Annotated in this window: 19 protein-coding genes; 2 read left to right on the forward strand and 17 right to left on the reverse strand. The window is 44.3% G+C overall.

Features of this window, described 5'->3' with window-relative positions:
• Nucleotides 1-168 precede the first annotated feature (168 nt).
• Nucleotides 169-402, forward strand: a complete 234-nt coding sequence (locus tag GMES_RS12645) for a hypothetical protein (protein WP_006993097.1) — start codon at nt 169-171, stop codon at nt 400-402.
• An 81-nt stretch (nt 403-483) separates the two neighbouring features.
• Here GMES_RS12645 and GMES_RS12650 read toward each other — a convergent pair whose 3' ends face one another.
• From GMES_RS12650 to guaB, 4 genes are all read right to left on the reverse strand, one after another.
• Nucleotides 484-1,611 (reverse strand): 1-acyl-sn-glycerol-3-phosphate acyltransferase, encoded by a 1,128-nt coding sequence (locus GMES_RS12650; RefSeq protein ID WP_039987388.1) that lies wholly within the window; start codon nt 1,609-1,611, stop codon nt 484-486.
• Nucleotides 1,612-1,748: 137 nt separating this feature from the next.
• Entirely contained in the window at nt 1,749-2,282 is a 534-nt protein-coding gene (locus GMES_RS12655; RefSeq protein WP_006993099.1) for a YaeQ family protein, read from the reverse strand.
• A gap of 74 nt (nt 2,283-2,356) precedes the next feature.
• Complete coding sequence (guaA, locus tag GMES_RS12660) at nt 2,357-3,934, reverse strand: glutamine-hydrolyzing GMP synthase (RefSeq protein WP_006993100.1); 1,578 nt, start codon at nt 3,932-3,934, stop codon at nt 2,357-2,359.
• A gap of 76 nt (nt 3,935-4,010) precedes the next feature.
• Nucleotides 4,011-5,480 carry an IMP dehydrogenase gene (gene guaB / locus GMES_RS12665; RefSeq protein ID WP_006993101.1) on the reverse strand — a complete coding sequence of 490 codons (1,470 nt, stop codon included), beginning with the start codon at nt 5,478-5,480 and terminating at the stop codon, nt 4,011-4,013.
• 103 nt (nt 5,481-5,583) lie between these two features.
• On the opposite strand from guaB, the gene xseA reads away from it, so the two are divergent.
• Entirely contained in the window at nt 5,584-6,918 is a 1,335-nt protein-coding gene (xseA, locus tag GMES_RS12670; RefSeq protein ID WP_006993102.1) for an exodeoxyribonuclease VII large subunit, read from the forward strand.
• Between the two features lie 288 nt (nt 6,919-7,206).
• Here the strand turns inward: xseA and der are convergent, their stop codons facing one another.
• The 13 genes from der to clpX form a co-directional block, all read right to left on the reverse strand.
• Complete coding sequence (der, locus tag GMES_RS12675; RefSeq protein WP_006993104.1) at nt 7,207-8,655, reverse strand: ribosome biogenesis GTPase Der; 1,449 nt, start codon at nt 8,653-8,655, stop codon at nt 7,207-7,209.
• A gap of 87 nt (nt 8,656-8,742) precedes the next feature.
• On the reverse strand, nt 8,743-9,972 hold the full coding sequence (bamB, locus tag GMES_RS12680) for an outer membrane protein assembly factor BamB (RefSeq protein WP_006993105.1): 1,230 nt from the start codon (nt 9,970-9,972) through the stop codon (nt 8,743-8,745).
• Between the two features lie 10 nt (nt 9,973-9,982).
• A complete protein-coding gene (locus GMES_RS12685; protein ID WP_006993106.1) occupies nt 9,983-10,606 on the reverse strand; it encodes a YfgM family protein in 624 nt (207 codons plus the stop codon).
• Nucleotides 10,607-10,673: 67 nt separating this feature from the next.
• Nucleotides 10,674-11,954 carry a histidine--tRNA ligase gene (gene hisS, locus GMES_RS12690; RefSeq protein ID WP_083879610.1) on the reverse strand — a complete coding sequence of 427 codons (1,281 nt, stop codon included), beginning with the start codon at nt 11,952-11,954 and terminating at the stop codon, nt 10,674-10,676.
• Between the two features lie 113 nt (nt 11,955-12,067).
• Nucleotides 12,068-13,186 carry a flavodoxin-dependent (E)-4-hydroxy-3-methylbut-2-enyl-diphosphate synthase gene (gene ispG, locus GMES_RS12695; RefSeq protein ID WP_006993108.1) on the reverse strand — a complete coding sequence of 373 codons (1,119 nt, stop codon included), beginning with the start codon at nt 13,184-13,186 and terminating at the stop codon, nt 12,068-12,070.
• A gap of 78 nt (nt 13,187-13,264) precedes the next feature.
• Nucleotides 13,265-14,296, reverse strand: coding sequence for a RodZ domain-containing protein (locus GMES_RS12700; protein WP_006993109.1), 1,032 nt, complete (start codon nt 14,294-14,296; stop codon nt 13,265-13,267).
• Between the two features lie 36 nt (nt 14,297-14,332).
• Nucleotides 14,333-15,340, reverse strand: coding sequence for a type IV pilus biogenesis/stability protein PilW (gene pilW / locus GMES_RS12705; protein WP_006993110.1), 1,008 nt, complete (start codon nt 15,338-15,340; stop codon nt 14,333-14,335).
• An 11-nt stretch (nt 15,341-15,351) separates the two neighbouring features.
• A complete protein-coding gene (locus GMES_RS12710; protein ID WP_006993111.1) occupies nt 15,352-16,494 on the reverse strand; it encodes a dual-specificity RNA methyltransferase RlmN in 1,143 nt (380 codons plus the stop codon).
• Nucleotides 16,495-16,626: 132 nt separating this feature from the next.
• The gene (gene ndk, locus GMES_RS12715) at nt 16,627-17,058 is read right to left on the reverse strand and encodes a nucleoside-diphosphate kinase (RefSeq protein ID WP_006993112.1); all 432 of its coding nucleotides are present in this window, start codon (nt 17,056-17,058) and stop codon (nt 16,627-16,629) included.
• Between the two features lie 461 nt (nt 17,059-17,519).
• The gene (locus GMES_RS12720; RefSeq protein WP_039987395.1) at nt 17,520-19,403 is read right to left on the reverse strand and encodes a SurA N-terminal domain-containing protein; all 1,884 of its coding nucleotides are present in this window, start codon (nt 19,401-19,403) and stop codon (nt 17,520-17,522) included.
• 168 nt (nt 19,404-19,571) lie between these two features.
• Nucleotides 19,572-19,862: an HU family DNA-binding protein gene (locus tag GMES_RS12725; RefSeq protein WP_418889522.1), complete on the reverse strand. Its 291-nt coding sequence runs from the start codon at nt 19,860-19,862 to the stop codon at nt 19,572-19,574.
• A 220-nt stretch (nt 19,863-20,082) separates the two neighbouring features.
• Nucleotides 20,083-22,449 carry an endopeptidase La gene (gene lon, locus GMES_RS12730; RefSeq protein ID WP_006993117.1) on the reverse strand — a complete coding sequence of 789 codons (2,367 nt, stop codon included), beginning with the start codon at nt 22,447-22,449 and terminating at the stop codon, nt 20,083-20,085.
• Between the two features lie 245 nt (nt 22,450-22,694).
• Nucleotides 22,695-23,972 carry an ATP-dependent protease ATP-binding subunit ClpX gene (gene clpX, locus GMES_RS12735; RefSeq protein ID WP_006993118.1) on the reverse strand — a complete coding sequence of 426 codons (1,278 nt, stop codon included), beginning with the start codon at nt 23,970-23,972 and terminating at the stop codon, nt 22,695-22,697.
• Between the last annotated feature and the right edge of the window lie 62 nt (nt 23,973-24,034).

The raw sequence follows: 24,034 nt of genomic DNA on the forward strand, positions 1-24,034 counted from the left end.
GGTGAAATAGATTAAATATTTCGTCAAATTAACCAATCAAGACACTAATGAAACTCTCTATAAACTGCTAAACAATTGATAATATTGGATTTTTAATTCTGGTCAGCGAATTGCTTAGTACTATATAAATATGGATACTATTTTAACACATAGATTTGAGGAATAGACATGAACATCACCGCCGTTGCGATCGTTGCTATAGTTTGTTGGGCCATTGTTGAACTAACCAATGGAACAAAAACCAAGAAAAAAAATAAAGCCGCACTCGAACAAGATGCTGAATTAGCGAAGCAAGTGTCCGATTTAAAAGAGCGCATCGAAACATTAGAAAAAATTGTAACCGATGAAAAATACGACTTACACCGTCAGTTCGATGATCTAAAGAAAGACAGAGTTGCCTGAGATCCAAAAAAAAACCCAGCGAAAAAGGGCCACCTCTTATTGAGTTGGCTCCTTTTTGTTGTCGAGTTGTTTATCCTGAGCCTATTTGTGAGTAATAGGCACCGCATACATAGACAACACTTTGCGTTTAATTTCTGCGGACTCTTCACTTAAGCGAGAAGATAAATGTAATTTGGCTTCATCGACTTCGGCTGGAGTAAACGAACCGTCACTCTCAATGTTAACTTCTCCCAACAACTCAACAGCCGCATCAGCGCTTGCAAAACGTTGGTAATTTTGTTTTATCTGGCTATCGATTTGCTCTGCTACGCCTTTAGCACTGTCAAATTCAGCATCTAGAAGCTTACCAAATGCCACATGCACATTACCTTTAAAACCCACTATTCCATCGACTATGCTGCGAATATCTTCGCTATCCGCCTTATCGTAACTTCCCTCTACTTCTGTAGTGTGTAATTCTTTTGCTTTACTTAAATCACAAGGGTCGAATTCATAAGAGATAGAGACAGGTACAATCCGCAAGCTGCGAACATAATCTGCTAAAGGTTGCTCTTTAGGTTTATTCAAACTGAGCATAGAGATAATAGCGGGATTCGTTGCATCCACACCATCCTTTGCGCGTCCTTCCCTTTGGGCAATCCAAATATGTTGCGCATCATTTTTTAACGTATGAAAAATATATTCGCTGAGCAACTTAGCATCGGCCAGCTTTTGTCGCCTGTCTTTGGCGCTGCGATGTACGATAAAGCATTTATTCAAGCGGATTAAGTCTGCTACCCAATCTTGCTTAAGTAGATTATCCCCTACGGCAATTCGAACCGTGTCTTGTCCGCTTAAATGCAGTGACCAATTGACGAAGGCAGGATCTAAAGCGATATCACGGTGATTACTAACAAAAATACACGGTTGGCTTAGATCCAACGCTTCAAGACCAGATACGCTGAAACTGTCCGTCGTTTGCTCGATCATGCGCTCCATATAGGGTTCGACCAACACTTGAAAGTCGCGAAGACTTTTAATGCTGCTGCGCCGCTTAGACAAATACAACCGAGTCACCGCTCTTAATAGCGGATAACAAAAGCGCGGCCAGGTAGAAAACCGAAAGGCAACTAAACTGTCCATGAGTTGCCGATTACGGATTAGTCGCTCCAGTACCTGGGGCAAATCGCAATCGTTAAATGGACGAATTGAGTCAAACTTTTCATTCATGAAGGAAAACTACTTACGGATAATAAATGGGCCAGCATTTTGCCTGCGAACAAGCAAATCAGCAAACCTAATTTGGTTAATATCAGCAGCAATACCGCTGCTCCTACCTGTTGTTATACCCTACAACTGACAGTGTATTACGCCTGAAGTTCGCGACAAATAATGTCCACTTCCCCATTTTGGGTGGTAATGTAAGTCGAGTCGCCAGTAATCGTGAACGACATATCACTGGTACGAGAAATTAACTTAGCCAGCGCTTGAATGTCTTCCCAAGGGAATTGATATACTTGCACAGGTAACGCCGAAAAGCTCGATTGACTCTGTTGCCACCAAGTATCAGATTTACTATTGAAACTATACACTTTGGTATTTTTGGCCATGCGACTGGCTTTTTTGATCCGCTCCTGGGCAGGCTCCCCTACATCAATCCATAAATGTAATTGATCGTCTAGACCGCGCAACCAAATGTCCGGCTCCTCAACGGAGCTAAGCCCCTTGGTAAAGCTCAACAACTCATCGGCGTTTAGGCAGTATGCAAGTACCCTGGCCATCATGCGTTCCACGGTTTCTGATGGATGCTGCGCAACAGTTAAATTAAGCGCAGTGTAATAGTCGCGATTAAGATCAGACAAAGAGATTTTGAATTTATAGATCGTTGGCTTTAACGCCATAATGGTTACTCAAAGTAAGATATTGAATACAAAATAAAAAAGGCCAGAGATACTGGCCTTATTCACAAGAAAAACTATTCCCACTCAATAGTCGCTGGCGGTTTGCCAGAAATGTCATACACCACTCGCGAAATACCATCTATTTCGTTGATGATACGGTTCGATACTTTACCTAAAAATTCGTAAGGTAAATGGGCCCAATGCGCGGTCATAAAATCAATCGTCTCTACTGCACGCAATGAAACAACCCAATCGTATTTACGTGCATCACCCATGACGCCTACTGACTTAACGGGCAAGAAAACCGTAAACGCTTGACTCACTTTATTGTACAAGTCGTGCTTGTGTAACTCATCAATAAAGATGGCATCAGCGCGGCGCAACAGGTCACAATATTCTTTTTTCACTTCACCTAAAACCCGAACGCCTAAACCCGGCCCTGGGAATGGGTGGCGATACAACATGTCATAAGGCAAACCCAGCTCTAAACCAATTTTTCGCACTTCGTCTTTAAACAATTCACGCAAAGGCTCTACTAAGCCCATAGCCATATCGTCAGGTAAACCACCAACGTTGTGGTGCGATTTAATTACGTGAGCTTTACCGGTAGCAGAGCCAGCTGACTCGATAACATCTGGGTAAATCGTGCCTTGTGCTAACCACTTAGCATTCTTGAGTTTCTTTGATTCTTCATCAAACACTTCAACAAATACGCGGCCTATGATCTTGCGTTTTGCTTCAGGCTCATCCGTACCGGCCAATGCAGATAAAAAGCGCTTTTCTGCATCAATTTTGATGATATTAAGTCCAAAATGATCACCGAACATGTCCATAACTTGTTGGCCTTCGTTTAAACGTAATAAGCCGTTATCTACAAATACACAGGTCAGGTTTTTACCAATCGCGCGGTGCAACAACATCGCTACGACAGACGAATCAACACCACCAGACAACCCTAAAATAACTTCGTCATCACCGATTTGCTTCTTCATGCGCGCAACTGCATCCTCGATGATTGCACCAGGTGTCCAAAGTTTTTCGCACTGACAAATATCTAATACGAAATGCGACAACATACGCTGACCTTGGCGAGTGTGCGTCACTTCAGGGTGAAACTGTACACCGTAGAATTGTTTTTCGGGGTGTACGATCGCGGCAAATGGGCAACTATCGGTCTTCGCTGCTGTGATAAACCCGTCCGGTACCGCCGCCACTTTATCACCATGACTCATCCATACGTCAAGCAACGCGTTACCATTGGGGCTAACATGATCCTCGATGTTATTCAGTAATGCCATTTGCTCAACCACTTCCACTTGAGCATAACCGAACTCTCGCATATCTGAGCCTAACACGGCACCGCCTAACTGTTCGGCCATGGTTTGCATGCCGTAGCAAATACCAAATACGGGGACACCCGCATCAAATACATATTGCGGCGCACGCGGCGAGTCTTTTGCGTGAACGGATTCAGGTCCACCAGATAAAATAATACCGTTTGGATTAAATTCACGAATTTGCTCTTCGGTCACATCCCATGCCCATAATTCACAGTACACACCTATTTCGCGCACTCTACGTGCGATAAGTTGAGTGTACTGAGAGCCGAAGTCGAGAATGAGTATGCGTTGGTCGTGAATGTTTGTTGTCATCTTGGTACTCGTGTTATTAGCGCAGTGGCGATAAAAAAAGGCTGGTTATAACCAGCCCAGTAGTCAGTTTAAATCATTAACCTAAGCGGTAGTTTGGCGCTTCTTTGGTAATGCTTACATCGTGTACATGAGACTCACCCATGCCGGCCGCCGTCACTTTAACGAACATTGCTTTGGTGCGCATGTCGTCAATGGTGGCTGACCCCGTCAATCCCATTGCTGAGCGCAAGCCGCCCATTTGTTGGTGAATAATGGTTGAGATAGGGCCTTTATAAGCGACACGACCTTCAATGCCCTCTGGTACCAATTTTTCAGCACTGTTGCTGTCTTGGAAGTAACGATCCGACGAACCATTGTTTTGATCCATCGCTCCAAGTGAGCCCATGCCGCGGTACGACTTGTAATAACGGCCTTGATATAATTCTACTTCCCCCGGCGCTTCTTCGGTACCGGCTAGCATACTGCCTACCATTACCGAGCTAGCACCTGCAGCGATTGCCTTAGCAATGTCACCAGAGAAACGAATACCACCATCGGCGATAACCGGTACATCAGTGTCTTTAAGCGCTTCAACGGCGTCAGAAACCGCAGTAATTTGCGGTACACCACAACCAGTAACAATACGCGTAGTACAAATAGAGCCTGGGCCGATACCCACTTTCACAGCATCAACACCCGCATCGGCTAGGGCTTTCGCACCTGCACCTGTGGCTACGTTACCTGCAATTAATTGTACGTCAGGGAAGTCAGCACGGACTTTTTTCACCCGATCAATAACTCCCTGGGAATGACCATGCGAAGTATCAATCAGCAATACGTCAACGCCAGCTTCAACCAACAATTTAATGCGCTCATCAGTACCTGCACCAACGCTCACGGCAGCGCCTACACGTAAACGGCCCAATTCGTCTTTACAAGCGTTAGGCTTACTTTCCGCTTTTTGGAAATCTTTAACCGTAATCAAACCGGTTAAGCGAAAAGCGTCATCAACCACTAAGATTTTTTCGATGCGGTGTTCGTGCATTAGCTCAAGCACTTGGTCCGAATCAGCCCCCTCTTTTACCGTTACCAAATCTTCTTTGCGAGTCATCACTGACGAAATGGGTTGATCTAAGCGATTTTCAAAACGTAAATCGCGTCCAGTAACGATACCTACCAAGGCGTTGTCTTTATCCACAACAGGGAAACCAGAAAAGCCATGGTGCTTACTTAGTGTGTTAATTTCACCTATGGTGGCGTTTGGCGAGACGGTAACAGGGTCTGATACCACACCACTTTCGTATTTTTTCACCATACGAACATGATCGGCTTGAGTTTCAGCTGGCATATTTTTATGAATAAAGCCGATGCCGCCTTCTTGCGCTAGGGCGATAGCAAGCCGCGCTTCGGATACAGTATCCATAGCAGCTGAAATAAGTGGGATATTTAGCGTCACACCGCGGGTTAATTTGGTTTTCAAATCAGCGGTATGGGGGAGAACGGTTGAGTGCCCGGGCACTAACAACACATCATCAAACGTAAGAGCTTCTTTAGCGATCCGTAACATGCAACAACACCTGTTAAATGGGTTTTTATTGCGGCGCAATTGTAGCGGCTTTACCTTATCAGGTAAACTCCAATCCTGTTATTTATTTAAGATTTTGTGCCTTATGTTTAGTGCGTCACCCGCAAACCGAAATATCTTCACCGTAAGTAAGCTAAATCATCTCGCTCGCTCGGTTTTAGAATCTGAAATAGGCCAAGTTTGGCTGAGCGCTGAAATATCAAATTTCGTTGCTGCCAGTTCAGGACATTGGTATTTCACCCTAAAAGACAACCGCGCTCAAATTAAAAGCGCGATGTTCAAAGGTGCTAATCGAAAAGTCATGACTCGCCCGAAAGAAGGCGACAAAGTATTGGTACGGGCGAATTTGAGCATTTATGAGCCAAGAGGAGATTATCAGCTGATAGTTGAGCACCTTGAACCAGAGGGTGAAGGTCAACTTAAGCGCCAGTTCGAAGCGCTAAAACAGGCTCTTTCTGCACAAGGCTTATTTGCCAATGAGAACAAGCAACCATTACCTAACAGCATTAGCCGAATTGGTGTAGTCACATCTGCGACGGGCGCTGCGCTGCACGATATTCTAACGGTGTTAAAACGTCGTAACCCAGCTGTCGAAGTCATTATTTATCCTACCCAAGTACAAGGTGCTAACGCCAGTAGGCAAATTTGCCGGGCGATAGAAATCGCCAACCGGCGAAATGAAGTAGACATACTTGTCGTCGGGCGCGGCGGCGGCTCATTGGAAGACCTATGGTGCTTTAATGAAGAAAATGTAGCTTGGGCTATTCATTACAGTGTGCTGCCCATTGTGAGCGCTGTGGGCCACGAAGTGGATATCACCATTGCTGACTTTGTGGCTGATTTACGCGCCCCTACCCCATCGGCAGCAGCGGAATTAGTCAGTCAGTCACAAATTGAGATGCTAAGCGCATTGACGTCTAAACGTGACAGGTTATACAAAAATACCCGTACATTGCTCAAGGAACTACAATATCAGCAGCAGTCGCTAACACAAGAACTCAATACTTATCACCCTAAAAATCAACTTCGCCAACACATGCAACGGGTCGATAACCAGCTAACCGCTATCACCCATAATATGACAACTCGATTAATGCGCGCCAAGCAAACCTGCGATAGCCGTATCAGCAAGCTGTCACAGTTTTCGCCCATGGCATTATTGAAAGAACAACAGAACACCCACAGCTTGTTGTCACAGCGATTAACCCAAGCGTGGCGCCGTGGCGTAGAGCAACGTCATTTAAAGCTCGCTAATGCCAGCCACCTTCTTGACACCGTCAGTCCTTTATCAACTTTAGCAAGGGGATACAGCATCACCTTTAAAGACGATAACGTAGTAAAAAGCCAAAAAGATTTAGTAAGGGGCGATGTGATCACCAATCGGTTTGCTGATGGTGAAACCAAAAGTACGGTGAATTAATACCAATTCCATTAAGTAATTGCCCTCTCAGAATTCATCCTGCGGGTTTTGGACAAGGCGTCGGTGTACAGGAATGGTTGTTCCCTTTCAAATACCGAGAACGCAGTGCAGAATCCGCAGGGGTATTCCCACTGGGCGAATTATTTAATGGAGTTGGTATAACCCGTGTTGGCAGTGAGCCTATAAAAACAAAAAAGCCCGTTAATCTTCGTCAATCGATCAAGGGGCTTTTTGCTTTACTAAACATGCTTAACAAGACAGGTAGCTAAGACTTGTTGTCTATTATGCTTACTTATTATTTTTGTGCATCCGCATCAACATTTTACGTTTACGGCGCTGGGAGTCTGTCATGGTATTGGTGTTACTTTCGAATGGGTTTGCGCCTTCGCGGAATTCCACTTTAATTGGTGTACCCATGACTTTTAATGATTTACGAAAGTAGTTCATCATATAGCGCTTGTATGAATCTGGTAAGTCTTTCACCTGATTTCCGTGAATAACAATAATCGGTGGGTTATACCCCCCCGCATGGGCATACTTCATTTTCACACGACGACCGCGCACAACAGGCGGCTGGTGATCAGCCTGAGCCATGTCCATGATACGTGTCAGCATTGAGGTATTAATACGCTTCGTGGCGCTGTTATACGCTTCTTGAACCGATTCAAATAAATGCCCAACATTGGTACCGTGCAGAGCTGAAATATAATGCAATCGGGCAAAGTCGATAAAGCCTAAACGTCTATCAAGTTCACGTTTAATTTCATCTTTAACGTCTTTTGCTAGGCCATCCCACTTGTTCACTGCGACCACCAATGAACGCCCAGAATTAAGCACAAAACCCAACAAACTCAGATCTTGATCTGTCACTCCCTCTTGGGCATCTATCACTAAAAGCACAACGTTTGCTTCTTCAATCGCTTGTAACGTTTTAACAATAGAGAACTTCTCAACGGCCTCTGAAATACTGCGGCGACGGCGCACACCTGCCGTATCGATCAGTACATATTCGCGACCGTCTCGCTCCATAGGAATGAAAATACTGTCACGGGTTGTGCCTGGTTGGTCATACACCACCACGCGCTCTTCCCCTAAGATACGATTGGTCAGTGTGGATTTACCTACGTTTGGTTTCCCCACAATTGCCAATTTAATCGGCGATGCCAGTAACTTTTCCAGTTGCTTTTCAGCGTCGATTTCTTCATCGGCTTCTTCATCTTCTGGTACTTGCATATCAGGAAATTGTTCTGATAACGGCATTAAAGTATGAGTTAATAACTGCGTGACACCGCGACCGTGGGCTGCAGCTATCTGATTAACATCCCCTAAGCCTAACGCAAAGAAATCGGCACTTTCACTGTCACCGTCAATTCCATCGACTTTATTGGCCACTACGTAAACAGATTTATTCTGTTTACGTAGGTGGTCGGCAATGCCCTGATCTGCAGCCGTTAAACCCGCGCGGGCATCGACTAAAAATAAAACAACATCAGCTTCATCAATGGCCATTAATGATTGGTTGGCCATCGCCATATCAATGCCTTGCTCATCACCGCTGATACCACCGGTATCTACTACGATGAACTGTAAGCCTTCATAGTTAGCCTGACCGTACTTACGATCTCGGGTTAATCCAGGAAAATCCGCAACTAACGCATCGCGCGTACGCGTTAAGCGGTTAAACAACGTGGATTTACCCACATTAGGGCGGCCAACTAAGGCGACAACGGGTAACATATTTCACAATCCTTAAAACGCAAACGGCTCAGGAACATCCCAAGCCGATTAATATTATCAACGTGACACAAGCCACTATGGGCCAAATTAGGGCACTTGAATCGCCACTAACTTGCCATCACGAGTTTGAGTATACAGCATATTGCCATCAACCACTGGGGCGCTATATATACTCTCATCTTCGTCATCTCCCCCTACATCAACCCGAGAGACAATTTTGCCGTCAGTTTGATTAAAGAAATGTAAGAAGCCCCACTTGTCGCCCGAAACCAAGTATTCACCAATGGGTTCAGCTGCGGTAAGCAAGCGTTTTTTAAGGGCGCTTTGGCTCCACTTTTCAATACCATTTCTAGCATCAAGTGCGTACACGTTACTGTCTGAATCGACCACAAACAACGTATTACCTGCTTGGGTTAAACGACGATAGGATTTGTACTCACGCTTCCATATCGTGCGGCCACTTCTAAGCTCTACTGACGCTAAGCTACCATCGAAAGAAATAACATAAATAACGCCACCAGCCACCAACGGCTTGCTGTCGATATCAACAATGCGGTCAAGCTCAGTCGCACCAGTTGCAGAGCCTATGGGTTGCTCCCATGCGGTTTGCCCTGTACCTAAAATGTTAACAGCTAGTTTGCCAGACGCTGTACCCACAATGGCGCCTCCATTTGCCGCCACAGGCGCTGCAATACCACGTAACGATAATGGAGGAACATCAGACTCGTAAGACCATATCTGTTCGCCTGACTCAGCGTCTAGACCAAACATGGTGCCAGAGCCAGTATTAATAACGACAACGCCTTCATCAATCGCGGGAGCCGCTAATACTTCTCCTTTGACCGTAACAGACCATTTCTCTTCGCCTGTATGCACATCAAGGGCTGTCACATCGCCGTTCTCTGTACCAAAAAATAAGGTTTCATAAGCAACCGCTAAACCACCTGCGATTTTTGCAGAAGCACCACTAGACCACAGATTGGTGATACTAGAGGTAAAACCTTCATGGTTGTAAACGGCGTAGTTTTTCGTCCAGATTTCTTTACCGGTTTCTTTATTATACGCAGCCACTTTGCCTTGGCGATTTGCTGCGAATACCATGTCATAGGCAACAGCAGGCTTCAATCGAGAAAAGTAATGGTCTATTCCATCACCCAAATCGGTATCCCATAATGTTGTGGGTGTGAACTGAGAATCAATCGGCTTAAGGATACGGATTTCTAGCTCTTCATCATCGGTAAACCATCCTGAAATCGTGCTACAGGCTGATAAACCAAAGGTGCTAATCAATATTAAGGGCAGTAATGCTTTTTTCACGTTTAAATCCTTACCCGTTCGCCGCAAGAGCCAAATTATCAAGCTTCATTTTAACCACAGTGTTCGCACTATTTGCTGCCACAGCTGCACTGTACGCACTACGTGCTTTGTCAAACATTGCTTGCTTAACGTATATGTCGCCTTTAATTTCTTGCTGCTGAGCGTTAAACGCCGTTGAGGTGACTTTATCCACACTAGCAAGTGCTTTTTCAGGTTGCTCTAATGCTAATTGCACACGAGCTAAACGTAAATTTGCTAACGCGTTCACCGCGTCGCTTTCACTATTAGCGGCGGCAAATGAAAGTTGTTTTTCTGCTTCGTTCAGATCTTTACGATCAATTGCTTGTTGGGCAAGTTGAAACGCCATTAGTACGGCATAACCTGTATCGCTGTTTTCATCAATATAGGCTTTAGCTTGACCAAAATTGGCGTCCTGCGCCTGCAAAGCAGCGGTTTGCGTTTCAAATGCCGCTGATGCTTGTTCTTTTGTGGCGATTTGCTCATCGTTGTAATAACGCCATCCCCACAGGCCGCCTAAACCAAGAACTGCACCAACAATAATGGCGGTACCGTTCTCTTTCCAAAACCGCTTAATCGCTTCAACTTGTTGTTCTTCTGTTTCGTAATGTTCCATCGCAACTTCCTCTCACTGCACCACCGCTTCGACTATGAGCAGCGACTAATTATCTATTTAAATCGTATTAAAGCGAAAACAACTCAACCAATGTCGACTCAAGTTCTGAGCGAGCAATGCGAATTTGAGGCTTGTCTTCACGTAAAAACTTAATGCTGACTTGTGCATCTTGTTGTTCGGTTTCACCTAACACTAAAGCAACTCGGGCTGCACTTTTATCTGCACGTTTCATTTGCTTCTTAAAGTTTCCACCACCAAAATGGGTCTGTACTCTAAGGGTTGGCATAACGTCACGCAAACTTTCTGCAATTTTAAGCGCATATAACTCGACTTCGTCACCCATAGCCGTCACGTATACATCCACTGGAGACGCGACAAACTCTTCTGCACCGCTTGCTTGCAGCATTAACACTAAACGCTCCATACCGATAGCAAACCCAACGCCTTGAGTAGACTTACCGCCTAGCTGTTCAACAAGACCATCGTAGCGGCCACCTGCACACACAGTGCCTTGGGCACCTAAACTATCAGTCACCCATTCAAAAACCGTACGGTTGTAGTAGTCAAGCCCTCGCACCAAACGCGGATTAACTCGGTATTGGATACCTAAGGCGTCTAAACGTTCACACAAAGCGTGAAAATGTTCTTTAGATTCAGCATCTAAGTAATCAATCAGGCTTGGTGCATCTGTAATAGCTGCTTGTACTTGTGGATTCTTACTGTCAAGCACTCGCAAAGGGTTGCTTTCCAATCGGCGTAAGCTGTCTTCATCCAAGTGTTCTTTTCTAGCGAGTAAGAACTCAACTAGGGCTTTGCGGTAGGTTTCACGCGCTTCATTTGAACCTAATGAATTAAGCTCTAAGGTCACCTGCTCTGAGATACCAAATTTTTTCCATAAACGGGCGCTAAGCGCAATTACTTCAGCGTCAATGTCTGGGCCGGCTAGCCCGAATACTTCTACACCGAACTGATGAAACTGGCGGTAACGACCTTTTTGTGGGCGTTCGTGGCGAAACATAGGCCCTAAATACCATAAACGTTGCTGTTGGTTATACAACAAACCATGTTCATTACCGGCGCGAACAACACTGGCCGTACCCTCTGGACGCAACGTTAAGCTGTCGTCGTTGCGGTCTGCGAAGGTGTACATTTCTTTTTCGACAATATCAGTCACTTCGCCAATAGAGCGCTTAAAAAGATCGGTGCTTTCAACGATGGGCGTGCGTACTTCTTGGTAACCATAACTGGCAACGACTTCACGGATCGCTTTTTCAGCCCATTGCCATAAGCCTGACTGTTCAGGAAGGCAATCATTCATGCCTCGTATTGCCTGTATTTGTTTAGACACTAAGGAGATTCTCTTTGACTAGATAGTATTAAAAAGCCCCGTATTATAGGGGCGTTGTAGGTAAACGTAAACGAAGACTCCGCTTTATCACGTTTTTTTGCCTAAGTTGGCAATTATCCTAGATGCTTTACGTCGATTTTCTTGCTGCTATCAAGCAATGCAGCTTTCGCTCTAATGCGCTTTTCCAGTTGATCAACCAGATCATCATTCGACAAACGTTCTTTTTGGCGTTTGCCATCCACGTAATAGCCGCTCATATTGCGCGCGCCTGTTAAGCCCAAATCTGAGACTTCAGCTTCACCTGGTCCATTAACCACGCACCCAATAATCGACACATCCATAGGGGTTAATAAATCTTCTAAGCGTGTTTCTAATGCATTCACTGTGCTTATTACATCGAACTCTTGGCGAGAGCAGCTTGGGCAGGCTATAAAATTGATGCCACGTGAGCGAATACGAAGCGATTTTAGAATATCAAAACCCACTTTGATTTCTTCAACTGGGTCAGCCGCCAGCGAAATACGAATGGTATCGCCTATGCCTTCGGCAAGTAACATTCCCAGGCCCACCGCACTTTTCACTGCGCCAGCACGCAAGCCGCCTGCTTCGGTAATACCAAGATGTAACGGTTGATCAATTTTTTTGGCTAATTCACGGTAGGCGCCTACCGCTAAAAATACGTCTGAGGCTTTAACGCTGACTTTAAACTGATCGAAATTGAGTTTATCGAGAATATCAACATGACGCATGGCTGACTCAACCAGTGCATCAGGTGTGGGCTCACCGTACTTTTCTTGAAGGTCTTTCTCTAATGAACCGCCATTAACACCTATACGAATAGGAATGCCTTTATCCCGGGCACAATCAACAACTGAACGCACGCGCTCCATACTGCCGATATTTCCTGGGTTGATGCGTAGACAATCAACACCGTATTCAGCGACTTTTAAAGCAATTCGATAATCAAAGTGGATGTCTGCAATCAGAGGGACATTAACTTGCTGCTTAATCAATTTAAACGCTTCAGCTGCATCCATGGTGGGTACAGATACACGCACGATTTCGCCGCCCACCGCCACAATGCGTTTAATTTGCGCTACGGTCGCCTCAACATCTGTGGTCGGCGTATTGGTCATAGATTGCACCGCAATAGGTGCTCCCCCGCCAATAGGAACGCTACCCACATTGATCCTAGTTGATTCTCTGCGCTTTATTGGTGACTCTGCAAACATGCTGTTTCCTAACTCAATTTGATAAGGTCAAACGTGTACTGAGAGCTTAAGCTCAGCACATACTACTTAATGGCTTAATTAAGACCGAGGTAAAGTAAATTTAGCCGTACTATTTGGTGCTAAAAATGACATATCTAGGTCTTCATCCGCGTACCGAATTTGCACCACACTTGGTGCCCCTAAAATGACTTCAAAGGGGGCGACTCCGGAAATACTCATTACACGGCCCGCTACTTTAACCCCGACAGCAATGGTTTCTCCGGTGGCATCAATAACGCTCACCCAACAATCCTCAGCAAACGTGAAAACCACATCAACTAATTCACCAGTTTGCTCGTTTTGTGCGGTAGCAGAGAATAGAGGGTCTAGTGACGCAGAAGCACTTTCATTATTTGCGGTTAGCGCTGGGGCAACACCGTCTTTAGGTGATGCAATATTAGGGACTAAAGCGCTATTACTATCTTCAAGGCTTCCACTTGCATCAAGCTCGCTACCTTGACTTAATTCATCACGAGCTGTTTCAGCCATTTCTTGGGCCATATCTTTAGAGCTCGAACCTGACTCGTTAATACCTCCAGTAGCGATAACGGCAGTGTCGTTTTCAACATCGCTTTGGATAGCGGCAGGCTGTTCACTTTTTACTTTATTTTGTGCTTCACTTTGTACAATGGGGGTATCTAACGTACCTGCGGTGTCGTTGTCACCCTGTTGAAACCACCAGACAACAACTAGCGCGACAACTATCGCCAAAATAAGGTAAGTGACTAACATAAGCTTATCGTCGTTAGCTTGATGGGCCACTCGACGGGAAAAACTTTGTAATTTGGCTGGTTCTTTTTTATGGGCATCTAGGTTATCTAACCCGTCGAGCACTTGAGCTTCTGATACATCAACCTGACGAGCATACAATTTAAGATAGCCCTTGATGAAAGTCATCGAGATACTAGGGTCGTATTCATCGTTCTCTAAAGCGATAATTAAGCTCGGCTTTAAATGGATCAGGCCTGCAATTTGCTCTACCGTTAAACCTTTTTCTAATCGCGCAGCCTTCAATACAGGTCCTGGACCGAATACCTGAGACTCTTCCATATGTTGTACTTCTTCACTCATTTAACTAACGCTACTCTTAATAATGATTAGGGATGGCTATTTGGGTTCAACAACCATCAATTTTTGCCCGATATAGATGGAAGCAGGATCAGAAATGTTGTTCCACTCCATAAGTTTGCTCATCTTAACGTTATATTGCAAAGAAAGGCGATAAAGATTCTCTTTCGCCGTAACAACGTGATATTGACTTGCTTTTACATCTGACGGGGCAGCATCCTTTCTAGGCTCTACCGCTGGCACGTTAACAGTCTGTAAGGGCGAGTCCATTGGTGCAATGCCATTAATATAATCCCTGGCTGGCTGAAAGTCTGGATATAGGCTCAGCAACATATTTGCGTAATCACTCGCTCGATTTGGCGAACCGGCGCCCTGCTCTATTTTTACCGCTAACCACAAACTGTCAGCAGAAACGGATGCCACTTTTTCATAGCGACGCAAGCTATCTCTCGCTGCGGCAAAGCGATTGGCCTGCAACTGCATTTGTGCTAACAAGAATAAACTTTTAGCCCGGCCTGGTTGATGATTTAGCGCATCTTCGAGAAAGTCGATCGCATCGGCTAACGCATTTTGACTTTGGCTACACAGCGCTAAGTTCTCGTAGGTTTCTGCGGATGAATTATAAATATCACTATTCAATGCTTTGAAGAAATAAACTTTGGCTTGTTCGTAATCGCCTTGTGAGCACAAAAACGCACCATAGCTATTGGCGATATCGGCATTTTTAGGCGCCAACTCCATGGCTTTTTTATATGACGCTGCGGCAGAGCCATATTCTTCGACGTTCTGAAAATAATATGCCATACCGTAATGCACATCTGCCATTTCTGGAGCAAAGGACAATGCTTTATCAAGGTTAAATTTAGCTTGGCTGAAATTACCGTTTTCTAGATAGGTTAGCCCTAGAGATAAGCGTGTCTTTGCGGCCTTTTGCTTATCGAAGTCATCAGCGCCTGACCCAGCATTTTGGCTAGCACAAGCACTCAAGGCGAAAATCAAAATGACACTCATTACTCGGAAAAAGCGGAAAACATTCATAGGGATCATTCGGTTAATACTCAATGTTCCATTTTTACCGAAATTTCATCACCCTTCATCTGTTTTTTCAACATCCGTTTAGTTCTATCAACCACGTCGCCCACAAGTTGACCACAGGCTGCATCAATATCATCACCTCGAGTCTTACGCACGACTACCATCAAACCGTAACTCGAAAGCACTTTCGCAAAGCGGTCAATGCGTGAATTACTCGAGCGACTATAAGGAGAACCTGGGTAAGGATTAAACGGAATCAAGTTAATTTTGCACGGTGTATCTGCCAATACTTTCGCCAGTTCATGGGCTTGGTCGGTACTGTCATTGATACCGTTGAGCATGACATACTCTACTGTCACTTTACCTTGGTTAGCATTCGATTTGGCTAGATAACGGCGCACCCCAGCCAGAAATTCTTGAATAGGATATTTTTTGTTGATTGGCACTATTTCGTCACGCAATTTATCATCTGGGGCGTGCAGCGAAATAGCCAGCGCGACATCTATCTGATCGCCTAACATGTCGAGTGCTGGTACCACTCCTGAAGTACTCAAGGTCACACGGCGTTTTGATAAACCGAATGCGAGATCATCAAGCATTAAATCCATCGCCGGCACCACATTCTTCAAGTTTAACAGTGGCTCGCCCATCCCCATCATGACCACATTAGTTATGGGACGTTTGGCACTATCATTAGATAAGCCGATGGTCGTTGCTACGCGCCACACCTGACCAATAATTTCAGACACACTTAAGTTGCGGTTAAAGCCTTGCTGAGCAGTCGAGCAAAAAGTGCATTCTAGGGCGCAGCCAACTTGCGACGACACGCATAAAGTCGCGCGGTCCGCGTCTGGGATCCACACAGTTTCGACTTCTTGTCCACCTTCTAGGCGTAACGCAAATTTTATCGTACCATCACTTGCGCCTTGCTGATAGGCGATTTCTGGCGCTTTGACTTCACATTGTGCTTTGAGCTTTTCACGTAACGCTTTGTTCAAATTAGTCATTTGATCAAAGTCTGACACCCCAGCTTGATAAATCCATTTCATCATTTGGTCGGCACGAAATGGCTTTTCGCCAATCGAACTAAAATACTCTCTTAAACCCGCTCGGTTAAAGTTGAGTAAATTAATTTTAGTCGGTTTTGCTGACATCACTTCTGACATGGAACGGGGTACCTCAAATAAAAGAAACTAGTGTACATTTTTTATGCGAAAACTACCATTTTGTTGGTCGTTCTAGCGCGTTTAGATCGCAAAAGGGAGCCTAAGCTCCCTTACCTACAATCGTTAAAAAAATTAACGAGTGCGTGGGCAAATTTCTTCGTCAGAGAAGAAGTATGCAATCTCACGTGCTGCTGACTCAGGCGCATCTGAACCGTGACACGCATTTTCGTCGATTGATGCAGCGTAGTCTGCACGCAACGTACCAGCAAGTGCTTCAGCAGGATTAGTTGCACCCATGATTTCACGGTTCTTAAGAACAGCGTTTTCGCCTTCTAAAACCTGAACCATCACTGGACCTGAAGTCATGAATTCAACCAAAGCGCCAAAGAAAGGACGTTCGCTATGCTCAGCATAGAAACCTTCTGCTTGTTCTTTGCTAAGGTGAAGCATTTTAGAAGCAACAATGCGTAGACCTGCGCTTTCGAAACGGTTGTAGATTGCGCCGATTACATTTTTAGCAACTGCGTCTGGTTTGATAATTGAAAAAGTACGTTCTAAGGCCATGATTGGTCTCCGATTACAAAATAAAAAAGTGCGATTAAAAATTCGCGCGGATTATATGCGTTTCCTTGGCAAAAGCCCAACAAATCGCGAAATTAATCTGCCAAGAGATTGAAACTTTATTATTCTTTGCCCGAGAGGCTTTAGATTGACGTATATTCGATGCCACAAACTGTTTATGATAGCTTTCAGGAAAACCATTAATAAGGAGAAACGGTGCTTCGCTTACTTTTTTTACTGCCACTTATTTTATGTTTGCTATGGTTTGCTTACCTCAGACTACGAGGATTTTCATTACGCCAAGGGAAACAAGGGTTCATCTATATCTTGGTTTTCTCCGCTATTATTGCGGCCTTCTATACGCTGATGCTGTGGTTAACAGCCACATAAAAAACACTAAAACAACGAAAAAGAAAATAACAAAAAAGGAGCCGAAGCTCCTTTTTTTGTTTTTCAGGTAACGCTTAGTAAATTTCTACATCCGCTTGTTCACGCAGTGCATTAATAAACTCACCATAGGTAAATTGCGCTCGCATTGTAGATAATCTATTTTGCAAAGCCGCTACGTCAGTGCTTGGTAACTCGGTGCCGTCATTAACTTTAATAAGTTGGACTAAACCGACATCACCATTGAATAGCTCAACCACTTGCGCGTTTGATTCTTTGTCCTCAGTCAATTTAAACAAGGCCGTCACTAAGGCTGGAGAAACCTGAGAGCCGCTTCTAGCAACAGCTTCCTGCTCTTGCCACTCAACAGCTTTAGCTTGCAAGCTTTCGCTGACGTCCTGCTCAGCCTTAATATCAACTAATAAGGTTTCGGCCCACTCTTTAGCCGCCTGCTGAGCTTTCTCAGCCAATAAAATATCATTAATTTCAGGTGATACTTCTTCAAGAGCTTTAGTACGCTGAGCTTCGTAATTAGCAACGCGCACGAACATAACGTGATTGTCACCTAGCTCGATTACATCGCTGTTTACTTGATCGTTAATGAGCTCATCAGAGAATGCTTGAGCAACAACGTTAGGATAATTAACCGCTGCTGGAACACTGTCTTGGCTAAACATAACGGTTGTGTTGACATCAACCTCAGCGATTGCTGCCACTTCATCAAGTGTATCAGGCGTTTCAAAAGCAACTTCTGCCATACGTAATTGCTTAGCATAGAACTCTTCTTCAGCGCGTTCAGATTTAAGCTTAGCGATCACATCTTCTTTCACGTCAATGAATGGGCTTGTCTGTTCAGGCTTTATATCCGTTAGTTTGATGATGTGGTAACCAAATTCACTTTCTACCACATTGGATACATCATCAACATTAGCCAACGCAAAAGTAGCTTCTTCGAATGCAGGATCCATCATGCCTGCGCTGAACCAATCTAAATCACCGCCGTTCTCTGCACTAAATGTATCACTGGAATACTCTTTAGCGAGTTCGGCAAAGTCACCACCGTCGTTGATTTTAGATAAGACATCTTCTGCTTGCTGACGAGCGCTTTGCTCATCATCACCGAATTCTATAAGAATGTGTGATGCGCGGCGTTCTTCTTGGGTTCTGAAATCTTGTATATTTTGTTCGTAGTATTGCTCTGCTTCATCATCAGAAACAACGATGTCGGTCAATAAGTCATCTACCGACAATTCGACATAGGCCAAGCTCACTTTTTGCTCGGTATCAAATTGAGTGATATTGGCTTGATAATAGTTCTCAACATCATCATCAGATACGTTAATACCATCTTTGAATGACTCAGCAGGTATGGTTAAGTAACGAGCATCTCGTGTTTGCTGTTGAAGCTTATAAGCCTGTGTTGTTTCAGCGGCTAGCGTGAATTCAGAGCCTAATAATGCATTTGATAGTTGACGACGAGTCATGTCAACACGCATGTAATCGCGAAATTCGTTTGGCTGAAAGCCAGCTTGGCGTAATACTGCGGTGTAACGATCATTATCGAATTTGCCGTCAAATTGAAACTCTGGCATCGCTACAATAGCTTGCTTGATTTGTGCATCGCTGACGCGTAAGCCCATATCAATGGCTGCTTGCTCAAGAAGTTTGTCGCCGATTAAACGGTCCAAAACACCCTGCCTAAATTGTTGCAAGTAAGCGCTATCGGCGGTCAATGCAGCGAAAGCTTCACCGTACTGTGACTCCATGCGTCCGCGTTCATTTTGATAGGCGCGTTCTAAATCGGCTTGTGAAATAGTGTCATCATTAACTTTAGCTGCCGCTGTTTCGGCAGAAGAATTGATATAGCTACCGACGCCGGCAAATACAAAACTTAAAATCACCAATCCTAGGATAGCCATGGCCCAAGTGCCCTGGGTTCCCTCTCTGATTCTTTCCAACATGTTCGTTTTTAACTCCAAATGAGTTGCTTTAGATAAGCTGAATTTTTACTAGTTATTAGGGCGTGTTGACCTAAAGAGGCAGGATTATATATTAAACGTAATCATAATTAACAGCAGATAAACAAAAGGCGATGATAAATCATCGCCTTTTTTTTGGAAAAGCTTTGCTTAGTTACAAGCGTCTTTAAGGGCTTTACCCGCTTTGAAAGACGGAACTTTAGCTGCTGAGATTTGAATAGTTTCGCCAGTCTGTGGATTACGACCACTACGAGCTGCACGTTCACGCACTGAGAATGTGCCGAAACCTACAAGAGCAACTTGATCACCTTCCTTAAGTGCTGCAGTAATAGCATCAGTTAATGCATCTAATGCACGTCCTGAAGCTGCTTTAGAAATGTCTGCACTTGCAGCGATTTGGTCGATAAGTTGAGACTTATTCACAATATGATCCCCTTCAATTGTTATTATTTGAGTTTCCGCAAAACAAAAATGCGGCAAACGTTATACCAAGCTTAAATTCGAACTTCAAGCATATATTCACAAAATTTTAACTTTATAGATATCGCCGCAATCCCTTTTGTGACAAGGCCTAAAGCGAAACTGGGATAAAGGCTACCACAACTTATTGCTCTGTGAAGCCCTATTTTCCAAAAAAAACAAAAAAATTCGCCGTAAGTGGCTATTTTTTACCCTTGCTTGGCTTTTCAAGGCTAAAACGCTCGGGATTTTCTTGTAATGCCAGCTCTAAAACGTCGTCAATCCAGCGCACAGGATGGATTGACAGGTCTTGTTTTACATTATCTGGGATCTCTTGTAAATCGCGTTCGTTCTCTTTTGGAATGATAACTGTTTTTATTCCGCCCCTGTGTGCAGCCAGCAATTTCTCTTTTAAACCACCAATTGCAAGCACTTCACCCCGTAACGTAATCTCACCTGTCATGGCAACATCACAGCGCACAGGATTGCCCGTAAGCGCAGAAATCAATGCTGTGCACATGCCAATACCGGCACTTGGTCCATCTTTCGGCGTTGCCCCTTCAGGTACATGCACGTGAATGTCACGCTTCTCATGAAAGTCACTGTTGATACGGAGCTTTTCAGCTCGGCTACGCACTACTGTCATCGCCGTTTGTATCGACTCTTGCATGACATCACCCAAGGAGCCGGTTGAGGTCATCTTGCCTTTGCCCACGACTGATGTCGCCTCAATCGTTAACAGCTCCCCACCGACTTGAGTCCAAGCTAACCCTGTTACTTGGCCAATCTGATTATTGTTTTCTGCCTTTCCGTAATCAAAGCGCTGTACACCAAGATAATCAGACAGATTGTCTTGAGATACAGTGACGGATTTAATATCTTTGTTTAGCAAAATATTTTTTACCGCTTTGCGGCACACTTTAGAGATTTCACGCTCTAAACTACGTACACCCGCTTCACGCGTATAGTGACGGATCATACCAATGATCGCGGATTCCTCAATCACTAACTCTTTACTTTTCAAACCATTACGACTGATTTGTTTATCAAGTAAGTGGCGTGTGGCGATGTTGAGTTTTTCATCTTCTGTGTAGCCAGATAAACGAATAACTTCCATTCTGTCCAACAGCGGACCAGGAATGTCCATACTGTTCGACGTAGCAACAAACATCACGTCAGACAAATCGTAATCAACTTCTAAGTAGTGATCGCTAAACGTACTGTTTTGCTCAGGATCGAGCACTTCTAATAACGCTGAAGATGGGTCTCCGCGCATGTCAGAAGACATTTTGTCGATTTCATCAAGCAAAAACAGTGGGTTTTTCACCCCCACTTTTGCCATTTTTTGGATCAGCTTACCTGGCATAGAACCGATGTAAGTCCGTCTGTGGCCGCGTATTTCTGCTTCGTCGCGGACACCACCTAACGCCATGCGCACATATTTACGCCCAGTGGCCTTGGCAATAGATTGCCCAAGTGAGGTTTTACCCACCCCTGGAGGGCCCACTAAACATAATATTGGCCCTTTAAGTTTTCTAACACGTTGTTGCACCGCTAGATACTCGATAATACGTTCTTTGACCTTTTCAAGCCCGTAGTGCTCCGTATCGAGCAACTTATCAGCGGCAGCTAAATCTTTCTTCACTGCACTGCGTTTAGTCCAAGGTACATTTGTTAGCCAATCGATGTAGCTGCGTACAACGGTCGCTTCAGCAGACATGGGTGACATCATTTTTAATTTGCTAAGTTCCGTTGTTGCTTTTTTCTTAGCTTCTTCTGGCATCTTAGCATCATCGATTTTTTTGCTTAGCGCTTCAAATTCATCAGGCGCTTCGTCTAGTTCACCGAGTTCTTTTTGAATGGCTTTCATTTGCTCATTCAAATAGTACTCGCGCTGACTCTTCTCCATCTGTTTCTTAACGCGGGTGCGAATTTTCTTTTCGACCTGAAGCAAATCTATTTCGCTTTCCATTAATGCCATCAAGTATTCAAGACGATCGTTGACTTGATCCATTTCTAATACTTTTTGTTTTTCAGCTAATTTGAGGGGCATATGCGCTGCCATGGTGTCAGCTAAACGAGCAGCTTGCTCAATACCACTTAACGAAGTCAGCACTTCCGGTGGGATCTTCTTATTAAGTTTTACGTAACCTTCAAACTGAGAAATCGCTGAGCGAATAATGACTTCTTGCTCATTTTCTTCGACTTCAAGATCTTCTTTATTCGAAATATTTGCGATAAAAAAATCATCAGTGCTGACAAATTCAGCAATTTCAGCACGCTGATTACCTTCGACCAACACTTTCACCGTGCCGTCTGGTAATTTTAATAGCTGCAAAATGGTCGCTATGGTGCCGACAGTAAAAATATCATCAGGCTGTGGCTCATCGGTACTGGCGTCTTTTTGGGCTACTAAAAATATTTGTTTGTCTTTATCCATCGCGGCTTCTAAGCAACGTATCGACTTCTCCCGACCGACAAATAAGGGAATAACCATATGCGGATAAACCACCACATCACGTAATGCCAAGACCGGCATTTCTGTGTAATCAACATTCTCTTTGGTCATATATTGTCTCGTGTAATAAAAAGGAAAATCTTCGCAATGAAATTGTATATGGGGCTTAGCACAAAAAGTTCAAACGAAAAACTGAAACTAACCTCATCAGCTGTTCATTCTATACCACTAATAGAGCATAAAAAGTGAAGCGAAAAAAGTGTATCCGTGAAGATGAGGGGTAAGATTAGAGATTAATCTGATATTAGAAAATGAAAAGGCTCCCATAGGAGCCTTTACTATTTATAACGCATTGGTTATTCCGAAATGGATTTTTTATCCGGCGCACTATCGTAAATTAAGATAGGCTTTGATTCCCCGCGAATGACGGTTTCGTCTACCACAACTTTGCTTACGTTCGACATAGAAGGCAACTCGTACATTGTATCGAGTAACACTGCCTCAACAATTGAACGCAGACCTCGAGCACCTGTTTTACGTGACATTGCTTTCTTAGCTATCGCTTGCAAAGCATCTTCTCTAAACTCTAACTCTGTATCTTCTAAAGAGAATAAAGCCGCGTATTGCTTCGTCAGAGAGTTTTTCGGCTCACGTAAGATTTGGATAAGCGCTTCTTCACTCAACTCTTCAAGGCTGGTCAGAACAGGCAAACGCCCAATAAACTCAGGAATAAGACCGTATTTGACCAAATCCTCTGGCTCAACCTTTTTCAACAACTCGCCTTCTTTCGACTTATTGCTGCTGTCTTTAATTGCTGTGCCAAAACCAATGCCAGTGCCTGTATGCGCACGTTGTTCAATGACTTTATCAAGCCCAGCAAACGCCCCACCACAGATAAACAGAATTTTAGAGGTATCGACTTGCAAAAACTCTTGTTGAGGATGTTTACGCCCACCCTGCGGAGGAACGGACGCAATAGTGCCTTCAATCAGCTTAAGCAAAGCCTGCTGCACACCCTCACCGGATACGTCTCGTGTAATCGATGGATTGTCTGACTTACGAGAGATCTTGTCGATTTCATCGATATAAACGATCCCGCGCTGCGCCTTTTCAACATCGTAGTCGCATTTTTGCAATAACTTCTGAATGATATTCTCTACATCTTCACCCACATATCCCGCTTCGGTCAGAGTAGTCGCATCGGCCATCGTAAATGGAACATCTAATAAACGAGCTAGCGTTTCAGCGAGCAAGGTTTTACCACTACCAGTTGGGCCCATTAGCAAAATATTACTTTTACCTAGTTCAACACCGTCATGCACGTCACCATTACGTAATCGTTTATAGTGGTTATACACAGCGACGGAAAGCACCTTTTTGGCGTGTTCTTGACCGATGACATAATCATCCAGATGACTGTGGATCTCTTTTGGAGTAGGAAGCTCGTCTTGCTTTTGCTTCGGAGCGATTTCTTTTATCTCTTCGCGAATAATGTCATTACATAATTCAACGCATTCATCGCATACAAAAACTGACGGGCCAGCGATGAGCTTTCTCACTTCATGCTGGCTTTTCCCACAAAAAGAACAATAAAGTAGCTTGTTATCGCCATCTCCGCTTTGCTTATCACTCATCTATTATCTCTTCTTTATTTGGTTGACCTAGTGCGCTTCATTGCTCGTTCCTTGCAAATGGG

The sequence above is a fragment of the Paraglaciecola mesophila KMM 241 genome (assembly GCF_000315015.1).
Taxonomy (GTDB): Bacteria; Pseudomonadota; Gammaproteobacteria; order Enterobacterales; family Alteromonadaceae; genus Paraglaciecola; species Paraglaciecola mesophila.

Bases quoted from the DNA above. Each gene is read 5' to 3' on its own strand.
- GMES_RS12645 (WP_006993097.1), top strand. From the start codon at position 169: ATGAACATCACCGCCGTTGCGATCGTTGCTATAGTTTGTTGGGCCATT.
- GMES_RS12650 (WP_039987388.1), bottom strand. From the start codon at position 1,611: ATGAATGAAAAGTTTGACTCAATTCGTCCATTTAACGATTGCGATTTG.
- GMES_RS12655 (WP_006993099.1), bottom strand. From the start codon at position 2,282: ATGGCGTTAAAGCCAACGATCTATAAATTCAAAATCTCTTTGTCTGAT.
- guaA (WP_006993100.1), bottom strand. From the start codon at position 3,934: ATGACAACAAACATTCACGACCAACGCATACTCATTCTCGACTTCGGC.
- guaB (WP_006993101.1), bottom strand. From the start codon at position 5,480: ATGTTACGGATCGCTAAAGAAGCTCTTACGTTTGATGATGTGTTGTTA.
- xseA (WP_006993102.1), top strand. From the start codon at position 5,584: ATGTTTAGTGCGTCACCCGCAAACCGAAATATCTTCACCGTAAGTAAG.
- der (WP_006993104.1), bottom strand. From the start codon at position 8,655: ATGTTACCCGTTGTCGCCTTAGTTGGCCGCCCTAATGTGGGTAAATCC.
- GMES_RS12685 (WP_006993106.1), bottom strand. From the start codon at position 10,606: ATGGAACATTACGAAACAGAAGAACAACAAGTTGAAGCGATTAAGCGG.
- ispG (WP_006993108.1), bottom strand. From the start codon at position 13,186: ATGTTTGCAGAGTCACCAATAAAGCGCAGAGAATCAACTAGGATCAAT.
- GMES_RS12700 (WP_006993109.1), bottom strand. From the start codon at position 14,296: ATGAGTGAAGAAGTACAACATATGGAAGAGTCTCAGGTATTCGGTCCA.
- pilW (WP_006993110.1), bottom strand. From the start codon at position 15,340: ATGATCCCTATGAATGTTTTCCGCTTTTTCCGAGTAATGAGTGTCATT.
- GMES_RS12710 (WP_006993111.1), bottom strand. From the start codon at position 16,494: ATGTCAGAAGTGATGTCAGCAAAACCGACTAAAATTAATTTACTCAAC.
- ndk (WP_006993112.1), bottom strand. From the start codon at position 17,058: ATGGCCTTAGAACGTACTTTTTCAATTATCAAACCAGACGCAGTTGCT.
- GMES_RS12720 (WP_039987395.1), bottom strand. From the start codon at position 19,403: ATGTTGGAAAGAATCAGAGAGGGAACCCAGGGCACTTGGGCCATGGCT.
- lon (WP_006993117.1), bottom strand. From the start codon at position 22,449: ATGACCAAAGAGAATGTTGATTACACAGAAATGCCGGTCTTGGCATTA.
- clpX (WP_006993118.1), bottom strand. From the start codon at position 23,972: ATGAGTGATAAGCAAAGCGGAGATGGCGATAACAAGCTACTTTATTGT.